Origin of the sequence: Curtobacterium sp. MWU13-2055 (genome assembly GCF_023242305.1) — a bacterium.
In the GTDB taxonomy this organism is placed as follows: Bacteria; Actinomycetota; Actinomycetes; order Actinomycetales; family Microbacteriaceae; genus Curtobacterium.
On record NZ_JALLIO010000001.1, the window covers coordinates 858,781 to 879,859 of the forward strand.

General features: G+C 70.5%; 18 protein-coding genes. 4 read left to right on the forward strand and 14 right to left on the reverse strand.

Features of this window, described 5'->3' with window-relative positions:
- Positions 1-3: 3 nt before the first annotated feature.
- The 8 genes from mraY to M4960_RS03935 all read right to left on the reverse strand — a co-directional run bounded on the left by mraY (position 4) and on the right by M4960_RS03935 (position 9,468).
- The gene (mraY, locus tag M4960_RS03900) at positions 4-1,107 is read right to left on the reverse strand and encodes a phospho-N-acetylmuramoyl-pentapeptide-transferase (protein ID WP_131846259.1); all 1,104 of its coding nucleotides are present in this window, start codon (positions 1,105-1,107) and stop codon (positions 4-6) included.
- On the reverse strand, positions 1,104-2,609 hold the full coding sequence (gene murF, locus M4960_RS03905) for a UDP-N-acetylmuramoyl-tripeptide--D-alanyl-D-alanine ligase (RefSeq protein ID WP_248703497.1): 1,506 nt from the start codon (positions 2,607-2,609) through the stop codon (positions 1,104-1,106). Before murF ends, mraY begins: the two co-directional genes overlap by 4 nt.
- Positions 2,606-4,276: a Mur ligase family protein gene (locus M4960_RS03910; RefSeq protein ID WP_159573279.1), complete on the reverse strand. Its 1,671-nt coding sequence runs from the start codon at positions 4,274-4,276 to the stop codon at positions 2,606-2,608. The genes murF and M4960_RS03910 overlap by 4 nt, the downstream gene beginning before the upstream one ends.
- A gap of 14 nt (positions 4,277-4,290) precedes the next feature.
- The gene (locus M4960_RS03915; protein WP_123292460.1) at positions 4,291-6,060 is read right to left on the reverse strand and encodes a penicillin-binding protein 2; all 1,770 of its coding nucleotides are present in this window, start codon (positions 6,058-6,060) and stop codon (positions 4,291-4,293) included.
- Positions 6,061-6,109: 49 nt separating this feature from the next.
- Positions 6,110-6,826: a hypothetical protein gene (locus M4960_RS03920; RefSeq protein WP_248703498.1), complete on the reverse strand. Its 717-nt coding sequence runs from the start codon at positions 6,824-6,826 to the stop codon at positions 6,110-6,112.
- A 1-nt stretch (position 6,827) separates the two neighbouring features.
- Positions 6,828-7,793, reverse strand: coding sequence for a 16S rRNA (cytosine(1402)-N(4))-methyltransferase RsmH (gene rsmH, locus M4960_RS03925; RefSeq protein ID WP_123292832.1), 966 nt, complete (start codon positions 7,791-7,793; stop codon positions 6,828-6,830).
- Positions 7,794-7,899: 106 nt separating this feature from the next.
- Positions 7,900-8,331, reverse strand: a complete 432-nt coding sequence (gene mraZ, locus M4960_RS03930; protein ID WP_071254530.1) for a division/cell wall cluster transcriptional repressor MraZ — start codon at positions 8,329-8,331, stop codon at positions 7,900-7,902.
- Positions 8,332-9,066: 735 nt separating this feature from the next.
- Positions 9,067-9,468, reverse strand: coding sequence for a DUF3040 domain-containing protein (locus tag M4960_RS03935; protein ID WP_123292458.1), 402 nt, complete (start codon positions 9,466-9,468; stop codon positions 9,067-9,069).
- A 110-nt stretch (positions 9,469-9,578) separates the two neighbouring features.
- Here M4960_RS03935 and M4960_RS03940 point away from each other — a divergent pair, with 110 nt between their 5' ends.
- Positions 9,579-10,697 (forward strand): polyprenyl synthetase family protein, encoded by a 1,119-nt coding sequence (locus tag M4960_RS03940; RefSeq protein WP_111085795.1) that lies wholly within the window; start codon positions 9,579-9,581, stop codon positions 10,695-10,697.
- Between the two features lie 70 nt (positions 10,698-10,767).
- Here the strand turns inward: M4960_RS03940 and M4960_RS03945 are convergent, their stop codons facing one another.
- On the reverse strand, positions 10,768-11,124 hold the full coding sequence (locus M4960_RS03945) for an Rv2175c family DNA-binding protein (protein ID WP_111085815.1): 357 nt from the start codon (positions 11,122-11,124) through the stop codon (positions 10,768-10,770).
- Between the two features lie 171 nt (positions 11,125-11,295).
- On the opposite strand from M4960_RS03945, the gene M4960_RS03950 reads away from it, so the two are divergent.
- The gene (locus tag M4960_RS03950; protein ID WP_248703499.1) at positions 11,296-12,603 is read left to right on the forward strand and encodes a LysM peptidoglycan-binding domain-containing protein; all 1,308 of its coding nucleotides are present in this window, start codon (positions 11,296-11,298) and stop codon (positions 12,601-12,603) included.
- 82 nt (positions 12,604-12,685) lie between these two features.
- Positions 12,686-14,752, forward strand: a complete 2,067-nt coding sequence (gene pknB, locus M4960_RS03955) for a Stk1 family PASTA domain-containing Ser/Thr kinase (RefSeq protein WP_123939174.1) — start codon at positions 12,686-12,688, stop codon at positions 14,750-14,752.
- Between the two features lie 315 nt (positions 14,753-15,067).
- Here the strand turns inward: pknB and M4960_RS03960 are convergent, their stop codons facing one another.
- From M4960_RS03960 to M4960_RS03970, 3 genes are all read right to left on the reverse strand, one after another.
- Positions 15,068-16,453 (reverse strand): class II 3-deoxy-7-phosphoheptulonate synthase, encoded by a 1,386-nt coding sequence (locus tag M4960_RS03960; RefSeq protein ID WP_123340362.1) that lies wholly within the window; start codon positions 16,451-16,453, stop codon positions 15,068-15,070.
- 93 nt (positions 16,454-16,546) lie between these two features.
- Complete coding sequence (locus M4960_RS03965) at positions 16,547-17,272, reverse strand: 1-acyl-sn-glycerol-3-phosphate acyltransferase (protein ID WP_123292455.1); 726 nt, start codon at positions 17,270-17,272, stop codon at positions 16,547-16,549.
- 61 nt (positions 17,273-17,333) lie between these two features.
- Positions 17,334-18,287, reverse strand: a complete 954-nt coding sequence (locus M4960_RS03970) for an ROK family glucokinase (RefSeq protein WP_111085799.1) — start codon at positions 18,285-18,287, stop codon at positions 17,334-17,336.
- Positions 18,288-18,409: 122 nt separating this feature from the next.
- Between M4960_RS03970 and M4960_RS03975 the strand changes: the two genes are divergently transcribed.
- Positions 18,410-20,305 carry a long-chain fatty acid--CoA ligase gene (locus M4960_RS03975; protein ID WP_248703500.1) on the forward strand — a complete coding sequence of 632 codons (1,896 nt, stop codon included), beginning with the start codon at positions 18,410-18,412 and terminating at the stop codon, positions 20,303-20,305.
- 13 nt (positions 20,306-20,318) lie between these two features.
- Here the strand turns inward: M4960_RS03975 and M4960_RS19220 are convergent, their stop codons facing one another.
- Both M4960_RS19220 and M4960_RS03980 read right to left on the reverse strand, forming a co-directional pair.
- Positions 20,319-20,450, reverse strand: coding sequence for a hypothetical protein (locus tag M4960_RS19220; protein WP_260095359.1), 132 nt, complete (start codon positions 20,448-20,450; stop codon positions 20,319-20,321).
- Positions 20,451-20,575: 125 nt separating this feature from the next.
- Positions 20,576-21,079: a peptide deformylase gene (locus tag M4960_RS03980; RefSeq protein ID WP_123292453.1), complete on the reverse strand. Its 504-nt coding sequence runs from the start codon at positions 21,077-21,079 to the stop codon at positions 20,576-20,578.

Genomic DNA, 21,079 nt, shown 5'->3' on the forward strand with positions numbered 1-21,079 from the left:
GGGTCAACCAACGCGTGCGATCCATTCGAGGTAGAAGAGGCCGACCCCCGCGGCGACGAAGAGCCCCGCGATGATCCAGAACCGGACGACGACCGTCACCTCGGCCCACCCCTTCAGCTCGAAGTGGTGGTGCAGCGGACTCATCCGGAAGATCCGCTTGCCGTGGGTGATCTTGAAGTACGCCCGCTGCAGGATGACCGAGCCGGTGACGATGAAGAACAGGCCACCGATCAGGATGAGCAGGAGCTCGGTGCGGCTGAGGATCGCGAGACCCGCCAGCGCCCCACCGAGGCCGAGCGAACCGGTGTCGCCGAGGAAGATCTGCGCCGGCGAGGTGTTGTACCAGAGGAACCCGATGAGCCCACCGCAGACCGCGGCCGCGACCACGGCGAGGTCGAGCGGGTTCGACACCGTGTAGCAGGCGTGTGCGGTGTTCGAGTCGAGACGGGCGCCGCCGCAGATCTGGTTGGACTGCCAGAAGCCGATGATGACGTACGAGCCGATCGCCAGGATGCTCGAGCCGGTCGCGAGACCGTCGAGCCCGTCCGCGACGTTGACGCCGTTCGACGTCGACACCGTGAGCAGCACGATCCAGGCCAGGAACAGCACGGTGCCGATGACGGTGCCGAGCGCCATGAAGTCGAGCCACGGGATGTCCCGGATCGCCGAGATCATGGTCGACGCCGGGGGCTTGCCGTTCGACGTCGGCACCACCAGGGCGACCGTGGCGAAGATGACGCCGACGATGACCTGGCCGAGGACCTTGGCCCACCCGCCGAGCCCGAGGCTCCGCTGGCGCCGGACCTTGAGGAAGTCGTCGATGAACCCGACGAAGCCCAGCCCCACCATGAGGAACAGCACGAGCAGGCCGGACAGGGTGATCGAGTCACGTCCGACCAGGTGGCCGACGAAGTACCCGATCACGGCGCCGATGATGAGGACGATGCCGCCCATCGTCGCGGTGCCGCGCTTGGTGTGGTGCGACTGCGGACCGTCGTCACGGATGAACTGCCCCCACCCGAGACGGTGGAACAGCTTGATGAAGAACGGGGTGAGCAGCAACGTGAACACCAGCGACGTAGCGCCGGCGATGAGGAGCGCGATCATTCGGTGACACCTCCGAGGCGGTCGCCGAGGAATCGCAGTTCGGCCGACTTCGAGGACTTGACCAGGACCACGTCGCCGGGGCGGAGCATGTCCTGGAGTGACCGGACGGCGTCGTCGACGTCCTCGATGAACACCGATTCGCCGTCCCACGATCCCTCGAGGGTGGCGGCCTGGTGGATGGGCATCGCGCCGCGGCCGACGACCACGAGCTGTCCGATGCCGAGACGGACGACGAGCCGACCGATGCGGTCGTGCTCCTCGGTCGAGAACTCGCCGAGCTCGGCCATCTCGCCGAGCACGGCGACGGTCCGCTCCCCCGGGCGCACGATCTGCGCCAGGGTCCGCAGCGCCGCTGCGGTCGAGTCCGGCGACGCGTTGTAGGCGTCGTTGATCACGGTGACGCCCTCGGGGCCGCCCTGCAGCAGCTCCATGCGCCAGCGCTCGGCGCGCGTCATCGACGCGAGCGCCGCGGCGCCGTCGGCGAGCGGGACGCCCCAGCGGTGGGCGACCGTCAGGGCGGCAGCCGCGTTCATCGCGTGGTGCTCACCCAGGATCGCGAGGCGCACGTCCACGTGATCCGGGCCTCCAGTTCGGCCTCCGTCTGCAGACGGGTCGCCTGCGGGGACGGGAGGCGCGGTGAGGGTGAAGCGGGTGCCGCTGCGGTCCGTCTCGATACCGGTGATGCGGTAGTCGGCATCCGCCGACGTGCCGAAGCCGACCACCTGGGCGGCCGTCAGGTCGCGCATCGACGCGACCCGGTCGTCGTCGACGTTGAGCAGTGCGGTCGCGGAGGCGGGCAGGTCGGTGACCATCTCGGACTTCGCGCGCTGCGTCGCCTCGATGCCGCCGAACTCGCCGGCGTGCGCCAGGCCCACCTTGAGCACGACACCGACGTCCGGCTCGGCGATGCGGACGAGCGCCGCGATGTGGCCGACGCCGCTGGCCCCCATCTCGACGACCAGGAACCGGGTGTCGTACGTGACCCGGAGCATCGAGATCGGTGCCCCGACGTGGTTGTTGAAGGACCCCTGGGGCGCGACGGTCTCGCCGTGCTGCTCGAGGATCGTCCGGAGCATGTTCTTCGTGCTCGTCTTGCCGTTCGAGCCGGTGATGCCGACGACCTTGAGCGGTGCCGGACGCCCCTCGGCGTCGACGCGGTCGGCGGATGCCATCCGGACCCGGGTGACGACCTCGTGCGCGAGCGCGGCGAGGGCTGCGTAGCCGTCCGCGACGACGATCTGCGGCGCGGTGGTCTCGACGCGCTCGGGCGTGATGACCAGCGCGGCACCGGCCTCGGTCGCGGCGGGCACGAAGCGGCGCCCGTCCGTGACCTCGCCCGGCAGGGCGAAGAAGACACTGCCGGGGCGGACCAGGCGCGAGTCGGTCTCGACCGACCCCTCCACCACCAGGTCGCCGGGCTCGGCGACGTCGGTCGCCTGGGCACCACCGATCAGCTCGCCGCCGACCGCGGTGGCGATCTCGGCGAGGGTGAGCGCGATCATCGGAGGTCCTCGGCCGGACCGGAGTTCGGCTCCCAACCGGCTTCGCGCAGGGCCTGACGGGCCTCGTCGCGTGCCGAGTAGGGGGTGCGGACCCCGGCGATGTCGCGGTAGTCCTGGTGGCCGGGGCCGGCCCAGAGGATGGAGTCGCCTTCGCCGAGCAGACCGACGGCCAGGCGGATGGCGGCCTCGGGCGGGCTCACCTCGTGCAGCTCGTGGTCCGGGAACGCCTCGCGCGCGGCGTCGACCAGGGTCTTCCGGATCGACGCGGCGTCCTCGAAGCGGGGGTGGTGGTCGGTGACGACGAGGATGTCGCTGCCGGCCGCCGCGACGCGGGCCATGTCGCCGCGCTTCGTGGTGTCGCGGTCGCCGTCGGCGCCGAACAGCATGAGGACCTTGCCGGACGTGAACTGGCGGACGGCCGCGAGGGTGTTCTCGAACGCGTCGGCGCTGTGGCCGAAGTCGACGTAGACGCTCGGGCCGTGCTCGCCCGAGACACGCTCGGTCCGGCCGGGCAGGTAGCACTCGATGGCGGACACGCGGCGCACGGCGCCGTCGCGGTCACGGTCGCTTCGGGCCTCGTGCTCGTCGCGGTCGTCTTCGTCCGGGTAGCGGCGGTGGTTGCTGTCGAGCGCGTGCGCGATGGCACCGAGCTCGAAACCGCCCTCGACCAGCATGACGATCGCCAGCGCGGCGTTCGCGGCCATGTGCCAGCCGATCAGGGGCACACGGGTCGTGAGCTCGCGGCCCTCGGGACCGGTCAGGCGGAACTCGGTGTACGCGGCGTGCGCCTCGACGATGTCGACGTGCCACTCGGCCTCGACGTCCGGGTGCACGGTGATCGTCGTGACCGGGATGCGGGAGTCCTGCACCACACGGTGGCCCCAGTCGGTGTCCAGCGAGACGACGCCGCGACGGGCGTGCTCGGGCTGGAACAGCGGGAGCTTCGCCTGGTAGTACTCCTCCATGTCGGCGTAGTCGTCGAGGTGGTCGTGCGACAGGTTCGTGAAGGCCGCGACGTCGAAGACGATGCCGTCGACCCGGTGGCGGCTGAGGGCCTGCGCGCTCACCTCGACGGCGACCGCGCGCACCTCGCTCTCGCGCATCCGGGCGAGGAGCGCGTGCATCTCGCTGGCCTCGGGCGTGGTGAGGCGGCTCGTCACGCTGAGCGTGCCGATGTGGCGCTCGGCGGTCGAGCTCAGGCCGGTGACCAGGCCGAGCTGCTTGAGGATCCCCTCGAGGATGTACGACGTGCTCGTCTTGCCGTTCGTGCCGGTGACGGCGAACAGCTGCGGCAGGTCGGTGGCCTCGTCCGGGTGGGTGCGGTAGACCCAGGCGGACACATCGCCCAGGGCTGCACGGGGGTCGTCCACGACGAGGACCGGCAGGCCGGCCGCTCGGGCGCTCTCCACGCCCGCGTCGTCGGTCAGGACGGCGACGGCACCGCGCTCGGCGGCCTCGGTGGAGAACTCCGCGCCGTGCCGGTTCGCACCGTGCACGCCGACGAAGACGTCACCCGGCTGCACCTCGGCGGCGCTCAGCGTGACACCGGTCGTCTCGACGGCGTCGAGGGAACCGACGACGCGGAGGCCGAACGCGTTCGCGAGTTCGGCGACCGCCCTCGGGGTCGGGTGTTCGGGCCGGAGGACCGGGGGGATCCGTGCGGACAAGTGTTCCTTCTTCCTCACCACGTGGACGGGTAGAGCTTCGCCTCGGACGCGGAGGGGGCTACTCGGTACTTCTCGAGCACCTGGGACATGAGTGTGCGGAACGCCGGAGCCGCTCCGCTCGACCACTTGTTGGTCTGCGGCTTCGTGAACGTCACCGTGACAACATACTGGGGGTCTTCGGCGGGTGCCATTCCGGCCACCGAGGTGATGCGCTGACCGCCGTAGCCCTTCGAGCCCTCGGCCACCTCGGCGGTACCGGTCTTCGCGGCGATGTTGTAGCCCGAGATCGGCTTCATGCCCACGAGCGTGCCGCCCGTGACCACGCTCTGGAGCATGTCGGTGACCTGGGTCGCAGCGTCGGCGGACACGACGCGCTGCTTCTGCACGTCGGGCGCGTCGATGGTCTTGCCGTCCGAGGTGGTGCAGCCCTTGACGAAGTGCAGCGGGATCCGGACACCGTCGTTCGCGATGGTCTGGAACACGCTGGCGACCTGGACCGCGGTCGTCGAGATGCCCTGGCCGAACATCGAGTTGATGTTCGTCTGCTGGTCCCAGTTCGGGCTCGAGCCGTAGTCCATCGACGGCTGGCCCGGGTAGTCGATCGCCGACTCCGGTTCGAACAGCCCGAACTTCTGCATGTAGTCGTACCGCTGCTGCGCGGTGAGGCGCGACCCGAGCTCGGTGATGCCGACGTTCGACGAGTTCTGCAGGATGCCCGTCAGCGTCAGGTTCTCGGTCTCGTGGAACTCGGAGTCGTGGATCGTGCCGCCCCAGGGGAAGGTGCGCGAGTACGGCACGACCGCCTGGTCGGTGGGACTCGACTTGCCCTGGTCGATCAGGGCCGCGGCGATGGCGGCCTTGATCGTCGATCCGGGCTCGTAGCTCGCCGTGAGCGCCCGGGAACCGTATGCACCCTTGTCGGTGGTGGCGTCCACGTCGTTCGGGTCGACCGTGGGGTAGTCGGCGACCGCGAGCAGCTCACCCGTCTTGACGTTCGTGACCGTGGCCGTCGCGGACTCGGCCTGCAGGGTCTTCGAGGCAGAGGCGATGGTCTGCAACGCCATGTACTGCAGGTCGCTGTCGATCGTCGTGACGAGCGTGCCGCCGTCCTTGGCCTGCTTCTTCGTCACGGTGCTGCCCGGCAGCTGGACGCCGTCCTCACCGCGCTCGTACGTCTCCGAGCCGTTCGTGCCGGCGAGGCACTTGTTGTAGGCGTACTCCAGGCCGGCCTGTGCGCCGTCGGTGCCCATGAAGCCGGTGACGTTGCCCGTGGTCGCACCCGTCGGGTAGACCCGCGACGCCTGCTGCTCCTTGTAGATCCAGGGGATGCCGAGGTCGGTGACCGCCTCGTAGTGCTTCACGTCGAGGCCCTTGACCAGGTAGGCGAAGTCCGACTTCGGGTTCGCGGCGATGTTCTTCCGCATGGTCGCGACGTCGCCACCCGAGGCCTTCGCCAGGGCGGTGAGCGCCGTCGACACGCTGATGTCCTTGACCCGGGTCCCGCCGAGCTTGCCCTTGAACTTCTTGACCAGGCGCGGGGCGGTGGTGATGTTGTACCGGGTGACGCTGTCGGCGAGTTCCGTGCCGTTGCGGTCGACGATCGACCCGCGGGTGCCGTAGATCGTCACGGGGATGCTGCGCTTCTGGGTCGACTGCTCGTTGAGGGCCGAGGCCTGCACGACCTGGATGTCGACGAGGCGGACCACGAAGACACCCACCAGGGCGATCACGGCGATCATCACGATGCTGTAGCGCAGTCGGCGGTTGCGGATCGTCTTCGTCACGCGGTGCGGTCCTTCCCGGATGGTGCTGAGGGTGGTTCAGACCCGCAGGTCACCGGGTGGAGGGCGCCTGGAGCTGGTTCGCGTCGGACTCTACGGAGGACTTCGAGGAACCCCCGTCCGACGCGCTGGCGCCGCTCGTCTTCTCAGACGCGGCGCTGCCGGCCGTGCTGCTCGTCGCGCTGTCGGCGGCGTCATCGGCCTTCGCGTCGGCGCTGCCGGCGGTGCTGGCGCTGCCGGTGGTCGAGCCCGTCTCCTTGCTCGTCGACGTGTCGCCCTGCTTCGCGGCGAGGGGGACGTCGTTCAGCAGGGAGTTCGGCACCTGGTTCTCCGTGCTCGCCGTGGCCGGGTCGGCGACCGCGGGCGTCGGCGTGCCGTACACCCGGCCCGTCTTGGGGTCGAGGTACACCGGCGTGGAGTTGGCGATCATCCCGAGCGACTGCGCGTTGCGGGCCAGGTTCTGCGGCGAGTCGAGCACCCGGAGTTCCTCGGAGAGCGACTGCTGCGTGCGGGAGAGGTTCGTCTGCTCCGTGCCGAGCGCGCTCAGCGTGTAGGCCCCCTGGCTGAGCACCATGCTGATGCCGAGCTGGGCGAGCAGCAGGACGCCGAGGGCGACGACCGCGGTGACGGCGTAGCCGATGCGGGGCCGTGCACGGCGCTGGGCCGCGGTCGGTGTGACCTCGACGAGTTCCGGTCGGCTCTGGCGGTCCGGGCGCGGGGCGCGGGACGGGACGACGGCGGGGTCGACGAGTGCGAGGTTCGTGCTCATGTCACTTCCGGATCCGCTCGGCCGCGCGCAGGCGCACGGGTGTTGCTCGGGGGTTGGCGGCGCGCTCGGCCTCGTCGGCCAGCTCGGCGCCCTTGACGATCAGGGAGAAGGTGGGGGCGTGCTCGGGGAGCTCGACCGGCAGCCCAGCAGGGGCGCTCGACTTCGTGCGCGCCACCAGTGCCCGCTTGACGATGCGGTCCTCGAGCGACTGGTACGACTCCACGACGATGCGACCGCCGACCGCGATGGCGTCGAGCGCCGCCGGGATCGCGCGTTCGAGGACGCTGAGTTCGGCGTTCACCTCGATGCGGAGCGCCTGGAACACGCGTTTCGCGGGGTGGCCCTGGCGCTGGATCGCGACCGGGGTCGCGTCGTGGAGCACCTGCACCAGGTCGCCCGACATCTCGAACGGCACGCTCGCGCGGCGGTCGACGATGGCCCGGGCGTAGCGGCCGGCGAGCTTCTCCTCGCCGTAGCGCTGGAAGATGCGGCGCAGTTCGCCCTCGTCGTAGGTGGCCAGGACGTCGGCGGCGGTCTGCCCCTCGGTCCGGTCCATCCGCATGTCGAGTGGGGCGTCCTGGCTGTACGCGAAGCCGCGCTCGGCCCGGTCGAGCTGCAGCGAGCTGACCCCGAGGTCGAACAGCACGCCGTCGACCTGACGGAAGCCCTCGCCCTCGATCGCGTCGACGATGCCGTCGTACACGGTGTGCACCAGGCGGACGCGGTCGCCGAAGCGGGCCAGGCGCTCCCCCGCGATGCCGAGGGCGTCGGTGTCACGGTCGAGACCGATCAGCGTCAGGTCCGGGAACCGCTCGAGCAGCCCCTCGGAGTGTCCGCCCATGCCGAGCGTGGCGTCGACGACGACCTTGCCCGGTCCGTCGAGCGTCGGCGTGAACAGGTCGACGATGCGCTCGAGCATCACCGGCGTGTGCGGGAAGCGTGGTGTCCCGTTGTCGTTGTCGGCCATGTGCAGCCCCTCGTCTTCCGGGCCGCGGGTCCGGATCCCCATCCATGCGACCTGACATCGGGGAAGTGATGTCAGGGCTTCACGGCTGGGAGTCCCGATCCACGGATCAGAAGATCCCCGGGATCACCTCCTCGTCGTTGTCGGCGAACGCCTCTTCGGCTTCGGCGTAGTAGGCCTCCCACGCGGTGGTCGACCAGATCTCGGCACGGTCACCGCTGCCGATGACCGTCAGGTCCCGCTCGAGCCCCGCGTACTCACGGAGGTTCTGCGGGATCGTCACGCGGTTCTGCTTGTCGGGCTGTTCGGCGCTGGCCCCCGAGAGGAACAGGCGCATGTAGTCCCTGGTGCGCTTCGACGTCATCGGTGCGGTCCGGATGCGTTCGTGGAGTTCCTCGAACGTCCGGGCGCTGAAGACCACGACGCAGCGTTCCTGGCCGCGGGTCATCACGAGTCCCCCGGACAGTTCGTCCCGGAACTTGGCGGGGAGGATCACGCGACCCTTCTCGTCGAGCTTCGGGGCATGAGTACCGAGCAGCACGTCGGGCCTCCCCTCCGCTCCACCGGACCGTTGCAAGCCCCACTTTACTCCACTGCCCTCCCCTCGGCCAGGATTCCGCTCCCTTTTCGCCCCGTGGCACCCCTTTTGGGGCCGTTCCGGCAGCGCCGAAGCCCGGACAGCGGTGGCGGATGCCCGTCATGCCGGGGATCTGGGCGGGTGTGGCGGCCGTGGAGGAAAGTGGAGGACTTTCGCAGCCAGTGGAGCGTCCCGTGGCGCGCCGAGGCTCACGGTCCGCTCCACCACGGCCGGCCACCGGTCAGCGCACGGTCACGACGCGCTGCCGCCCCGACGCCGAGTGGTCACGAACCGTCGCTCGCGCGGACTGCAGCCGACAGTTCGTGGCCCCCGGGCAACCACCGCGCGGCATGTCGTGACCACTCGCGCGCGCACGCGGCGACGGTTCACCCCCCGGCCTGGAGGCCCACCCCACCTCCGCCACGTTGCTCACGTGGGCCAGCGGTCGGCTCCACCACGGCCGGCCGCCGGTCAGCGCACGGTCACGACGCGCTGCCGCCCCGACGCCGAGAGGTCACGAACCGTCGCTCGCGCGGACCACAGCCGACGGTTCGTGACCCCCGGGCAACCACCGCGCGGCATGTCGTGACCACTCGCGCGCGCACGAACCTGCCCCGCCCGATCCTGCCCGCCCCGGGAACGCGAAACGGGGCCGGCCCGAAGGCCGGCCCCGTCACGAGGGAGGAGTGTGGAGGGCTGCTACTGCCCCTGGTCGTTCCGCTTGTCCCAGCGGTCGTTCATGCGGTCCATGAAAGACCCGCCGCCACCGCCGCCGTTGGCCGGACGAGCCGAACCACCGGACGCCGGAGCACCCGGCCGAGCGGGCTTCGCCTTCGGGGCACGCATGCCCGGGCGCAACGCGAAGAGGACACCGGCGAGCATCACGACGAAGCCGAGGATGCCCAGCAGCGGGGCCTTGATCACGAGACCGACGATCACGATCGCGACGCCCGCGAGTGCACCGAGCACTCCGAGCGTGATGGCTGTGTACGTCGGACGACCCTGTCGACGTGTGACACGCGCCACGAAATCGGAATCGTTCTGGTAGAGGCTGCGCTCCATCTCTTCGAGAAGGCGCTGCTCCTGTTCCGAGAGCGGCATCTTGGTTCCCTCTGTTCCTGGGATCGACGCGGGGTTGAACAACCGGGCTGGAAAACACTCGGTTGAGTGGACCGATTCTATGTCCCAACCGCTCCACTAGGGTAGGGACTGTGGCTGAGAGTACGCGATTAGTGGACCTCGTATCGGCGCGTATCGACCGGGCACTCGACGAGCAGCGTGAACGGCTCCTCGCGATCAGCCCCGATCTCGCCCCGTTCGACCTGTACGCCCGAGATCTGCTGTCCGGCGGCAAGCGCTTCCGGGCGCTGTTCTGCTACTGGGGATGGCAGTCGGTGGCGGGCCGTTCGGGCTCGTTCGACCCGCTGGCGGAGGGCTCCCGCCAGACCACGGCCGAGGCGATCGTCACGGTCGCCGCAGCGCTCGAGGTCTTCCACGCAGCGGCGCTCGTGCACGACGACATCATGGACCGCTCGGACACCCGCCGTGGGCGTCCCGCAGCACACCGCCGGTTCGAGTCCCTCCACCAGGAGTCCGGCTTCGTCGGCGACCGCGGGCAGTACGGCACGAACTCGGCACTGCTGCTCGGCGACCTGCTGCTGTCCCTCAGCGACTCGGTGTTCGACGAGGGCCTCGCGCTCCTCGACCCGGTACGAGCCCGCATCGTGCGCCAGGAGTTCCACGCGATGCGCCTCGACGTCACCGCGGGCCAGTACCTCGACGTGCACGAAGAGACCGCCTGGCCCGTCATCGACGAGTCCGAGCACCTGCTCCGCGCCCAGCGCGTCATCGTCTTCAAGTCCGCGAAGTACTCGATCGAAGCACCGCTCGTCATCGGCGCGCTGGTGGCCGGCGCGAGCGACTCGCAGCTCGAGGGCCTCCGCGCCTTCGGGCTCCCCCTCGGCGTCGCCTACCAGCTGCGCGACGACATGCTCGGCGTGTTCGGTGACCCCGAGGTCACCGGCAAGCCCGCCGGCGACGACCTGCGCGAGGGCAAGCGGACCGTGCTCATCGCCTCGGCCCGCAAGGCGCTGGCCAGTGGCCCGCGCCAGCTGCTCGACGAGCTCCTCGGCGACCCCGACCTCGACGAGGAGCAGGTGCAGATGCTGCGCGCCACCCTCACCGAGTCCGGTGCGGTCGCCGCGGTCGAGCGTTCCATCGACCGGCACGTGCAGCGTGCGAAGGCGGCGCTCGACGCGTCGCCGCTGACGCCGTCGGCACGCGAGCAGCTCGCGTCGCTGGCCGACACGGTCAGTCGCCGGTCGTCCTAGACGCACCACCAGGACAGACGGGAGGCCCGGTGCCAGCTGGCACCGGGCCTCCCGTCTGCTCAGAACGCGTCTAGAGCAGCGACTGGGCCACGCGACGCACCTCGGCCTTGCGACCGGCGCGCAGCGCCGCGATGGGCGAGACGCCCATCGAGTCGTCGACGGTGAGCATCCAGCGGACGGCCTCGTCGTCGGTGAAGCCGTTGTCGCTGAGCACGGTCAGGGTGCCACGCAGCTCGGGCATGGGCTCGCGGTCCTCGAGGAACTCGCTCGGCACGCGCAGGACACCACCGACGCGGGCCGCCAGCAGGGTCTTCTCCTCGAACAGGCGGTGGATCCGGCCGGGGCTGGTGCTGAACAGGTCCACCAGTTCGGGGACGGTCAGCCAGCGCTCGGAGAGGGAGAGGTCGTCGACGGGTGCAGCACTCACACGCCCATGGTGCCAGAGCGGGGCACCGAGTGAGTACGCACCGTTCGTCACATTCGTCACACGCACCACATCCGGCTCTCTGGTTGACTTGGGAATCACACCATGCCAGCGTTGTGCCACCTGTGAGTGCGCGCATGCACGCGCACGGGACAGTCGAGATCAGGAGAAACCGTGGACAACGCTGCAGACGAAGCCGCCCGGCGCGCACGATCCGCCCGGTTCGCGACCATGCCCATCGTCCTCGCGGGCACGATCGCGGTGACCGCCGGCCTGACCGGCCCCATCGCGCACGCCGAACCGCGACACGACGACGCGGACTCGAACCACAAGCGCCACGTCGACCAGGACCGGGGCGTCGGCAACCGTCCGGTCTTCGGCACCGCGGTCGCACGTCCGTCGCAGACCGTCGTCACGACGGTCGCCGCGACGACGAAGGCAGCCGCCCCCACGACCTACACCGTCCGTCAGGGCGACACGGTCTCGGGCATCGCCGCCCGCTTCGGCCTGTCGGCGCAGGAGGTCCTGGTGCGCAACGGCCTCGGCTGGAACACGATCATCCACCCCGGACAGACGCTGCACCTGGCGTCGACGCCCGCGGTGACCACGGCGCGCACGACCACGAGCGTCGGATCGACGTCCGGGTCGGGGTCGAGCACCTCGAGCTACCACGTGAAGTCGGGCGACACCGTGTCCGGCATCGCATCGCGGGTCGGCGTGTCGACCACGGCGCTCCTCAGCGCCAACAAGCTCTCGCAGCGCAGCGTGATCTACCCCGGTCAGACGCTCCGGGTGCCGCACGGCTCGTCCGGAGGCGGCTCGGTGTCCACGGCCGCAGCGTCGTCCGGTTCGTCGGGCTCGTCGGGTTCGTCGAAGTCGAGTGTGAAGATCTCCTCGGGCGACACGATCGGCTCGATCGCTGCGTCCCACCACGTCTCCGTCGCCTCGCTGCTGTCGGCGAACGGCCTGACCTACACGAGCACGATCTACGCGGGCAAGACCCTCGTCATCCCGTCGTCGAGCACTGCTGCGACGACCGCCGCCGCGCCGTCGCGTGCCGCGGTGAGCGCCGCCGTCGGACTGAGTGCCGAGCAGCGCCAGAACGCGGCCACCATCGTCGCCGTCGGCCGCTCCCTCGGGGTGTCCGACCGCGGCATCGTGGTGGCCCTGGCCGCCGCGATGCAGGAGTCGAGCCTGCGCAACCTGCCCCACGGCGACCGCGACTCGGTCGGCCTGTTCCAGCAGCGGCCGAGCCAGGGCTGGGGCAGTGCGGCGAAGCTGCAGGACCCCGCGTACGCGACGAAGCTGTTCTTCGGCGGTCGCAGCAACCCGAACGTCGGCAAGACCCGCGGGCTGCTCGACGTGCCCGGGTGGTCGTCGATGAGCATCACCGACGCCGCCCAGGCCGTGCAGCTCTCCGCCTACCCCAAGGCCTACGCCAACTGGGCGAGCGCCGCCCAGGGCTGGCTGGCCACCCTCTGAGTCTCATCCGGAAGATCGAGATTGGGTCACGACCGGTGCGCCGGTGCGGTGTCGTGCAGTCTCGATTCGTAGAATGCCGCCGATGACCACCAACGCCGCCACGGATCCGATGATCGGTCGCATGATCGATCAGCGGTACCGCGTCCGCTCCCGCATCGCGCGCGGGGGCATGGCGACCGTGTACCTCGCGACCGACGTCCGCCTCGAGCGACGCGTCGCGATCAAGATCATGCACGGGCACCTGGCCGACGACCAGGCCTTCCGTGAGCGCTTCATCCAAGAGGCGAGGTCCGCCGCGCGGCTGTCCCACCCGAACCTGGTCGGCGTCTACGACCAGGGCGCCGAGGACGACACCGCCTACATCGTCATGGAGTACATCCCGGGCATCACGCTGCGGGACCTGCTGCAGGAGCACCACGCCCTGACGCCCGAGCAGGCGACCGACATCCTGCGCGCCGTGCTGGCCGGACTCGCCTCGGCCCACCGCGCCGGCATCGTGCACCGCGACCTGAAGCCCGAGAACGTCCTGCTCGCCGACGACGGCCGCATCAAGCTCGGCGACTTCGGCCTGGCCCGGGCGACGACGGCGAACACCGCGACCGGGGCCGCCCTGCTCGGCACGATCGCGTACCTCTCCCCCGAGCTCGTCACCCGTGGCGCTGCCGACTCGCGCAGCGACATCTACGCGCTCGGCATCATGCTCTACGAGATGCTCACCGGCGAGCAGCCCTACAAGGGCGAGCAGCCGATGCAGATCGCCTACCAGCACGCGAACGACACGGTGCCCGTCCCGAGTGCCGCGGTGTCCGGCGTCCCGCCCGAGCTCGACGAGCTCGTCGCCTGGTCGACCGCCCGCGACCCCGAGGACCGACCGCGCGACGCCCGCGAGATGCTCGACCACATGGCGGGCAACCAGCAGCGTGCCACGGGCCAGTACCGGACCGCCGTGCTGCGGCCCGAGAACGCGACCGCGATCCTGCCGTCCGGCGGCGGGACCGCTGCCGGTGTCGGCGCTGCTGCCGCTGGTGCCCGTGCTGCTGCCGCCGACGCACCGGCGGCCACCGATGCCACGGCGATCATCGACAGCCCCGACCGCGGGCGTCCCACGACCCGGAACCGCAACACCGGTCCGGGCCCGCGCCGAACGGGTGCGCAGCCCGGGGTGCTCTCGCCCGCGGGACAGCGCCTGGCCGACCTCTCCGCGAAGCGTCGCAAGCGCGGCTGGATCGCGCTGTCGGTCTTCGTCGTGCTCCTGCTCATCGGCGCGGGCTTCGGCTGGTACTTCGGGCCGGGGCCGGGTGGCAACGTGCGCATCCCCGAAGTGACGGGCAAGTCGGTCTCGCAGGCCCGGCAGCTGCTCGAAGCCCAGGGCCTGCACGCGGCGTCGAAGACCGGAACCCGGTTCGACGCCGTCGTCGCGAAGGGACAGGTGTCCATCACCAAGCCGGCCGCGAAGCGCGAGGTGCAGAAGGGCACGTCGGTGCAGCTCGTCGTGTCGAACGGGCCGAAGATGATCGCGCTTCCGACGATCGTCGGGCAGCCGATCTCCACCGTCACCGCCGCGCTCGACGACGACTTCGAGCTGCAGGACAACCGGTACGAGTTCTCGGCGGACGCCGCGAAGGACACCGTCATCGCGGCGACCGGCCGGGCGTCCGGCGGCAAGGCGCTCGACCTGACGTCGGTCAAGGCCTACGGCGAGACCGGCCCGGTCACGCTCACGGTGTCCCTCGGCGCCGTGCCGGACGTCGTCGGGAAGACCGTCGACCAAGCCTCCGCGGAGCTCGACGCGGTCGGCCTCATCCTCGGCGCCCGCACCGAGGAGTTCAGCGAGGACGTCCCCTCCGGGCAGATCGTCTCCGCCGAGGTGCAGGACTCCCCCGCCGTGCGCGGCACCGCGATCGACGTCGTCGTGTCGAAGGGCCCGACGCCGATCACCCTGCCCGAGGACGGCGTCGTCGGCTCGACCATCAACGAGGCCACCGCGACCCTCGAGGGCCTCGGGCTCAAGGTCTCCGTGCCCGACTGCACGAACATCCTGTGCGGGTTCTACGACTGGAAGTCGTCGCTGCCGGTGACCGGCACCGACCCGGGTGCCGGAGCCACGGTGTACCGCGGCGACACGGTCACGCTCTCCTACGACCAGTAGGCGGTCGCGCTCGCCCGGTCCGGGCCGGTCCGGTCCGGTCCGTCGAAGCGACACCTGTCCGCTCGGCGTCGCCGACGGTCCCGCGAAAGCGACAGTGTGCCGCCGAACATCGGCGGCACACTGTCGCTTTCGCGGACCGGCGCGGAGAACGCGTCGCGGGGCGCGGGGCGCGGGGTGGACGCAACCGGCACGGCGGACGGGAGGCGCGGGGCAGGGCCGCCACGGGCCTCCCGTCCGGCACGCGGAAGCGACAGAACCCCGCGAACGGTTCGCGGGGTTCTGTCGCTCTGGCGGGACTGACGCGACCCGGTCGCGCTACGCGCGCACGTGCGGGTGCGCGCCGAGCTCCTCGGCCACGAGGAACGCGAGCTCGAGCGACTGCATGTGGTTCAGCCGCGGATCGCACAGCGACTCGTAGCGGGTGGCGAGGGTGGCCTCGTCGATGTGCTCCGACCCGCCGAGGCACTCCGTGACGTCGTCACCGGTGAGCTCGACGTGCATGCCACCCGGGTACGTACCGACCTGGCGGTGCGCCTCGAAGAAGCCGAGGACCTCGTCCACGACGTCGTCGAACCGACGGGTCTTGTAGCCCGTGGGCGTGGTCAGGCCGTTGCCGTGCATCGGGTCGGTGACCCACAGCGGGTTGGCGTCCATGCCCTTGATCGCCTCGAGCAGCTTGGGCAGCTCGTCGCGGATCTTGCCGGCACCCATGCGCGTGATGAACGTCAGGCGGCCGGGCTCGCGGTTCGGGTCGAGCTTGTCGACCAGGGCCTTCATGTCGTCGACGCTCGTGGTCGGGCCGAGCTTCACGCCGATCGGGTTGCGCACCCGCGACAGGAAGTCCACGTGCGCACCGTCGAGGTCACGCGTGCGCTCCCCGATCCAGATGAAGTGGCCGGAGGTGTCGTACGCCAGACCGGACCGCGAGTCGATGCGGGTCATCGGGCGCTCGTAGTCCATGAGCAGACCCTCGTGCGACGCGTAGAACTCGACGTGCTTGAGCGCCTCGAAGTCGGCACCGCAGGCGTCCATGAAGCGGATCGCGCGGTCGATCTCCTTGGCGAGGTGCTCGTAGCGGGCGTTCGCTGGGTTCGACGCGAAGCCCTTGTTCCACGAGTGCACCTGGCGCAGGTCGGCGAAGCCACCCTGCGTGAAGGCGCGGACGAGGTTCAGCGTCGACGCGGCCGTGTGGTACCCCTGCACGAGGCGGCGCGGGTCGGCCGTCCGGCTCTCCGGCGTGAAGTCGTAGCCGTTCACGATGTCGCCGCGGTAGGCGGGCAGCGTGACGTCGCCGCGGGTCTCGAAGTCGCTCGAGCGCGGCTTGGCGAACTGCCCGGCCATGCGGCCCATCTTGATGACGGGCATCGACGCACCGTAGGTCAGGACGACGGCCATCTGCAGGATCGTCTTGACGCGGTCGCGGATGGAGTCGGCGGTCGCGCCGGCGAAGGTCTCGGCGCAGTCACCGCCCTGCAGCAGGAACGCCTTGCCCTGTGCGGCGGCGGCGAGCCGCTCGCGGAGCTTGTCGACCTCGCCCGCGAAGACGAGGGGCGGCAGCGTGGCGATCTCGGCCGAGGCGGCCTCGGCCGCTGCGGCGTCGGGCCACGTGGGCTGCTGCTTGATGGGGAGGGTGCGCCAATAGTCGAGGCCCTCGATGACGTCCGGATCCTGCAGGGCGACGAAGTCGGTCGACTCGAACAAGGGCGTTACCTCGGTGTTCTGTGCGGGCGGCCCGCCTGGCCGCCGGAAGGCGGCAGAACGGGCGTCCTGGCGGAGTGCCGGGACCATCAGAGCCTAACGTGCGGGCGACGACTTCCGTTCCCGCATGACTGCCTCGCGTGCGGAGCTCGCGCGTTCCTTGACGCTCGTCGCGTAGACGTCGACGTACTCCTGACGACTCAGCCCCGCGAGCTCGTGCATGACCTCGTCGGTGACGCTGCGCAGGATGAACCGGTCGGTCTCGAAGCCCTGGAAGCGCGAGAAGTCGAGCGGCTTGCCGAACACCACGCCGACGCGCTTGATCTTCGGGAAGCGCTGCCCGATCTGCTGCACCTCACGCGTGCCGACCATGGCGACGGGGACGACGAGCACCCGGCCCTCGAGGATCATCCGCGCGATGCCGGTGCGACCGCGGTAGAGCTTGCCGTCGGGGCTGCGGGTGCCCTCCGGGTAGATGCCGAGCTGCTCACCGCGCGCCAGGACCTGCAGGCCGGTGCGGAGCGACGCCTCGGACGCCTTGCCCCCGGAGCGGTCGATCGGCAGCTGGCCGATGGCGTTGAAGAACGTCTTCGTCGCCCAGCCCTTGAGTCCGCGCCCGGTGAAGTAGTCGCTCTTCGCCAGGAAGGACAGCCGCCGGTCGAGCACGGCCGGCAGGATCACCGAGTCGATGAACGAGATGTGGTTGGACGCGAAGATGACCGGGCCCTTGGCGGGGACGTTCTCACGGCCGACCACCCACGGGCGGAACAGGGTGAGGATGAGCGGGCCGAGCAGGAAGTTCTTCAGCAGCCAGTAGGTCATCGACGACTCCAGGTGGTGGGGTGGGCCTGAGCGACCCTACGCCGTGCGGGCCGGTACGCGGTTACGCCGTGCGGGCGTGGATGCGGGCCAGGTCGGCGGCGCCGACGACTCCGGCGTCGTTCACCAGCTCGGCGATCACGAAGTCCGGCTCGGGGTGGTAGCCACGCGCCGGCAGGTTGTTGAGGTACGCCTGCTTGATCGGGTCGAGCAGCCGATCCCCCGCGCTGGCGACCCCGCCGCCGAACACGAACAGCTGCGGGTCGAGCACCGCGGACAGCGAGGCGCAGGCCTCACCGAGGTGACGGCCGAGGCGACGGAGCGCCGCGAGGGCACCCGGGTCGTCGGCCAGGATCAGGTCGCCCACGATGTGTCCGTCGAGCTCGCCGCCGTTGGCTTCGCGCGCGTCGGCCAGCGCGGAGCCGATGCCGCCGGCGTCGGCGACGTCGTTCGCCATCCGCTGCAGGGCACGGCCGGAACCGTACTGCTCGATGCAGCCACGCGCGCCACAGCCGCAGGGCAGACCGTTCGGCACGATGCGCAGGTGGCCGATCTCGCCGCCGGTGCCGAACCCACCGCGGAACAGGCGGTCCTCGGTCACGATGGCGCCGCCCACACCGGTGCCGATGGTGAGCATCGTCATGTCGGAGACGAGCCGGCCGGCGCCGAAGCGGAACTCGGCCCACCCGGCGGCGTTGGCGTCGTTGTCGACCGTGATGTGCAGGTCGCCGAGGCGCTGCTGCAGCTTCTGGCGCAGGGGCTCGTTCCGCCACCGGATGTTCGGCGTGTAGTAGACGATCGACTGCGAGGCGTCGATGAAGCCCGGGGCCGCGACGCCGACCGCGCCGACCTCGTGTCCTGAGCTGAGTCGCTCGACCATCGAGACGACGTCGTCGAGCATGGCGTTCGGGTCCGCAGCGTTGGTGGCCACGCGGTCCTCGGCGATGATCTCGCCGAGTTCCGTCACGACCGCTCCCGCGATCTTGGTGCCCCCGATGTCGATTCCGATGGCGTGCACGGTCCAAGAGCCTACCGGTTCACCGCGAACTCACGGAACGCCCGGTGACGCGTCCTATGCTGACTGTGTCGCCTCGCAGGATGAGGCGCCCTCGAATCGAACCGGCAGACAAGGGAGTCACCGTGAACGATCAGCGACCCGAACGCGCCAGTCAGGTCCCGACCGGGAGGCACGCCTCGCGTCCGACGAGCGGCCCCGTCGCTCCTGACCACGGCTCCGCAGCGCGGCTGCTCGGCGACCGCGCCCGTCTGACGCCGTCGCGTCCGATCCTGGCCCAGCGCCACGGCGACACGTGGACGACGATCACCGCCGGCGAGGTGCTCGCACGGGTCCGCGGCATCGCGAAGGGCTTCGTCGCCGCCGGCCTCGAGCCCGGCGCCCACGTCGCGATCCTGTCCCGCACCCGCCTGGAGTGGACCCTCGTCGACTTCGCGGTGTGGACGGCGGGCCTGGTCTCCGTGCCCGTCTACGAGACGAGCTCCCCCGACCAGGTCCGGTGGATCCTCTCCGACTCCGAGGCCGTCGCGATCGTCGTCGAGCAGGAGGAGCACGCGCGTCGGGTCGCCTCGATCGCCCCGGACCTGCCGCACCTCGGGCAGCACTGGACGATCGACGGCGGCGGACTCGACGACCTGACCCGGCTCGGCGAGGACGTCACCGACGACGAACTCGACGCGCGGACGGCATCGGTGCACGGCCACGACGACGCGACGATCATCTACACCTCCGGTTCGACCGGACGCCCGAAGGGGTGCGTCCTGCGGCACGACAACTTCACCGCGACGGTCGAGAACGCCAGTGTCGCGATGCCCGAGGTCGTCGCGGACGGCGCCTCGACCCTGCTCTTCATCCCGATGGCCCACGTGTTCGCGCGCTTCATCGCGGCGATGTCCGTGTCGGCCGGGGTGCTGGTCGGCCACGAGCCGGACACGAAGGACCTCATGCACGCCGTGTCGTCGTTCAAGCCGTCCTTCCTGCTGGCGGTCCCCCGGGTGTTCGAGAAGATCTACAACGCCTCCGAGCAGAAGGCCGACCTCGGCGGCAAGGGGAAGGTCTTCCGGGCCGCTGCGGACACCGCGGTCGCCCACTCCGAGGCCTTGGCCGCCGGTCGGGTCCCGCTCGTGCTCGGCCTGAAGTTCAAGCTGTTCGACAAGCTCGTCTACGCGAAGCTCCGGAACGCCCTCGGTGGCCGCACCGAGTACGCGGTCAGCGGCTCTGCGCCGCTCTCGCCGCGGCTGTCGCACTTCTTCCGCTCGATCGGGGTGCTCATCCTCGAGGGCTACGGGCTCACCGAGACGACGGCCCCCGCGACCGTGAACCGTGCGGCGGACCTGCGCATCGGGACGGTCGGACCGGCACTCCCCGGGGTCGAGATCCGGATCGCCGACGACCAGGAGATCCTGATCCGCGGCGTCGACGTGTTCGACCGCTACTGGCGGAACGACGAGGCCACCGAGCGGGCGTTCACCGACGACGGCTGGTTCCGCACGGGCGACCTCGGACGGCTCGACGACGACGGCATCCTGACGGTGACCGGACGCGCCAAGGAACTCATCGTCACCGCGAGCGGCAAGAACGTCGCACCGGCACCGCTCGAGGACGGCGTCCGCGAACACCCGCTCATCGGGCAGGTCGTGGTCGTCGGCGAGGGCAAGCCCTTCATCGCCGCCCTCGTCACGCTCGACCGCGAGATGCTCCCGGGGTGGTGCGAGAGCCGCGGGATCACCCCGGCGCTCTCCGCGCACGAGGCCGCGTACGACGAACGCGTGCTCACCGCCGTGCAAGAGGCGATCGACACCGCGAACGGCCGGGTCTCACGAGCCGAGTCGGTCCGGTCGTTCACGATCCTGGACACCGAGCTGACGGAGGGCTCCGGACACCTGACGCCGAAGCTGACGATCAAGCGCTCGGTCATCCTGCGCGACTTCGCGGCCGACATCGACCACATCTACTCGGGGTCGAAGGTGCAGACGACCGCGACGCCCGTCGTCGAGGAGCGTCGCGCGCGCCGCGCGTAGCGTCCCGCGGGGCTCAGGCCTCCGGCGACTGCTCCGTCGCGGGGGCGTCGAGGACGGCGGTCGAACCGGTGGCGACCGTGGTGTCGGCCGGACGACGGTTGGTGCGGGTGCGGTGCGAGCTGAGCTCGTCAGTCTGACTGGTCATGCGGGAGTCCTGGGGGGATGGGATGGTCGTCGGTGGGAGGCCGACGCGGATACGGTACCTCTTCGTCAGGACAAAGCGACAATCCCCCGTGGGGGTGTCATGAGCAGGCACTCATGACCAGCGGATCAGTGGAACCACTCCTGCGCCCGGATGTCCCGCAGCGCCTGCCGTCGGACCTCTGGTTCGAGCGTCATCACGTAGACGGTGCCGTCCAGGTGGTCGACCTCGTGCTGCAGCGCCTCGGCCATCAGTCCGGTGCCCTCGAGCACCACCTCGGCGCCGTCGACGTCGACGCCACGGACCTTGGCGTACGGGTGCCGCCGGGTCGGGTAGCCGAGCCCCGGGACGGACAGGCACCCTTCCTCCATGAGCTCGGGCTCCCCCGAGACCTCGACGACCTCGGGGTTCAGGACGTACCCGACCTCGCCGTCGACGTTGTACGAGAACGCGCGGAGTCCGACACCGATCTGCGGCGCGGCCACACCGGCGCGGCCGGGCTCCTTGACGGTGTCGATCAGGTCCTGCACGAGGTCGCGGACCCCGCTCGACCCGAGTGCCGCCGGAGCGATCGGGTCGGCGGGCGAACGGAGGACGGGGTCGCCGAACAGGCGGATGGGACGGACGGTCAA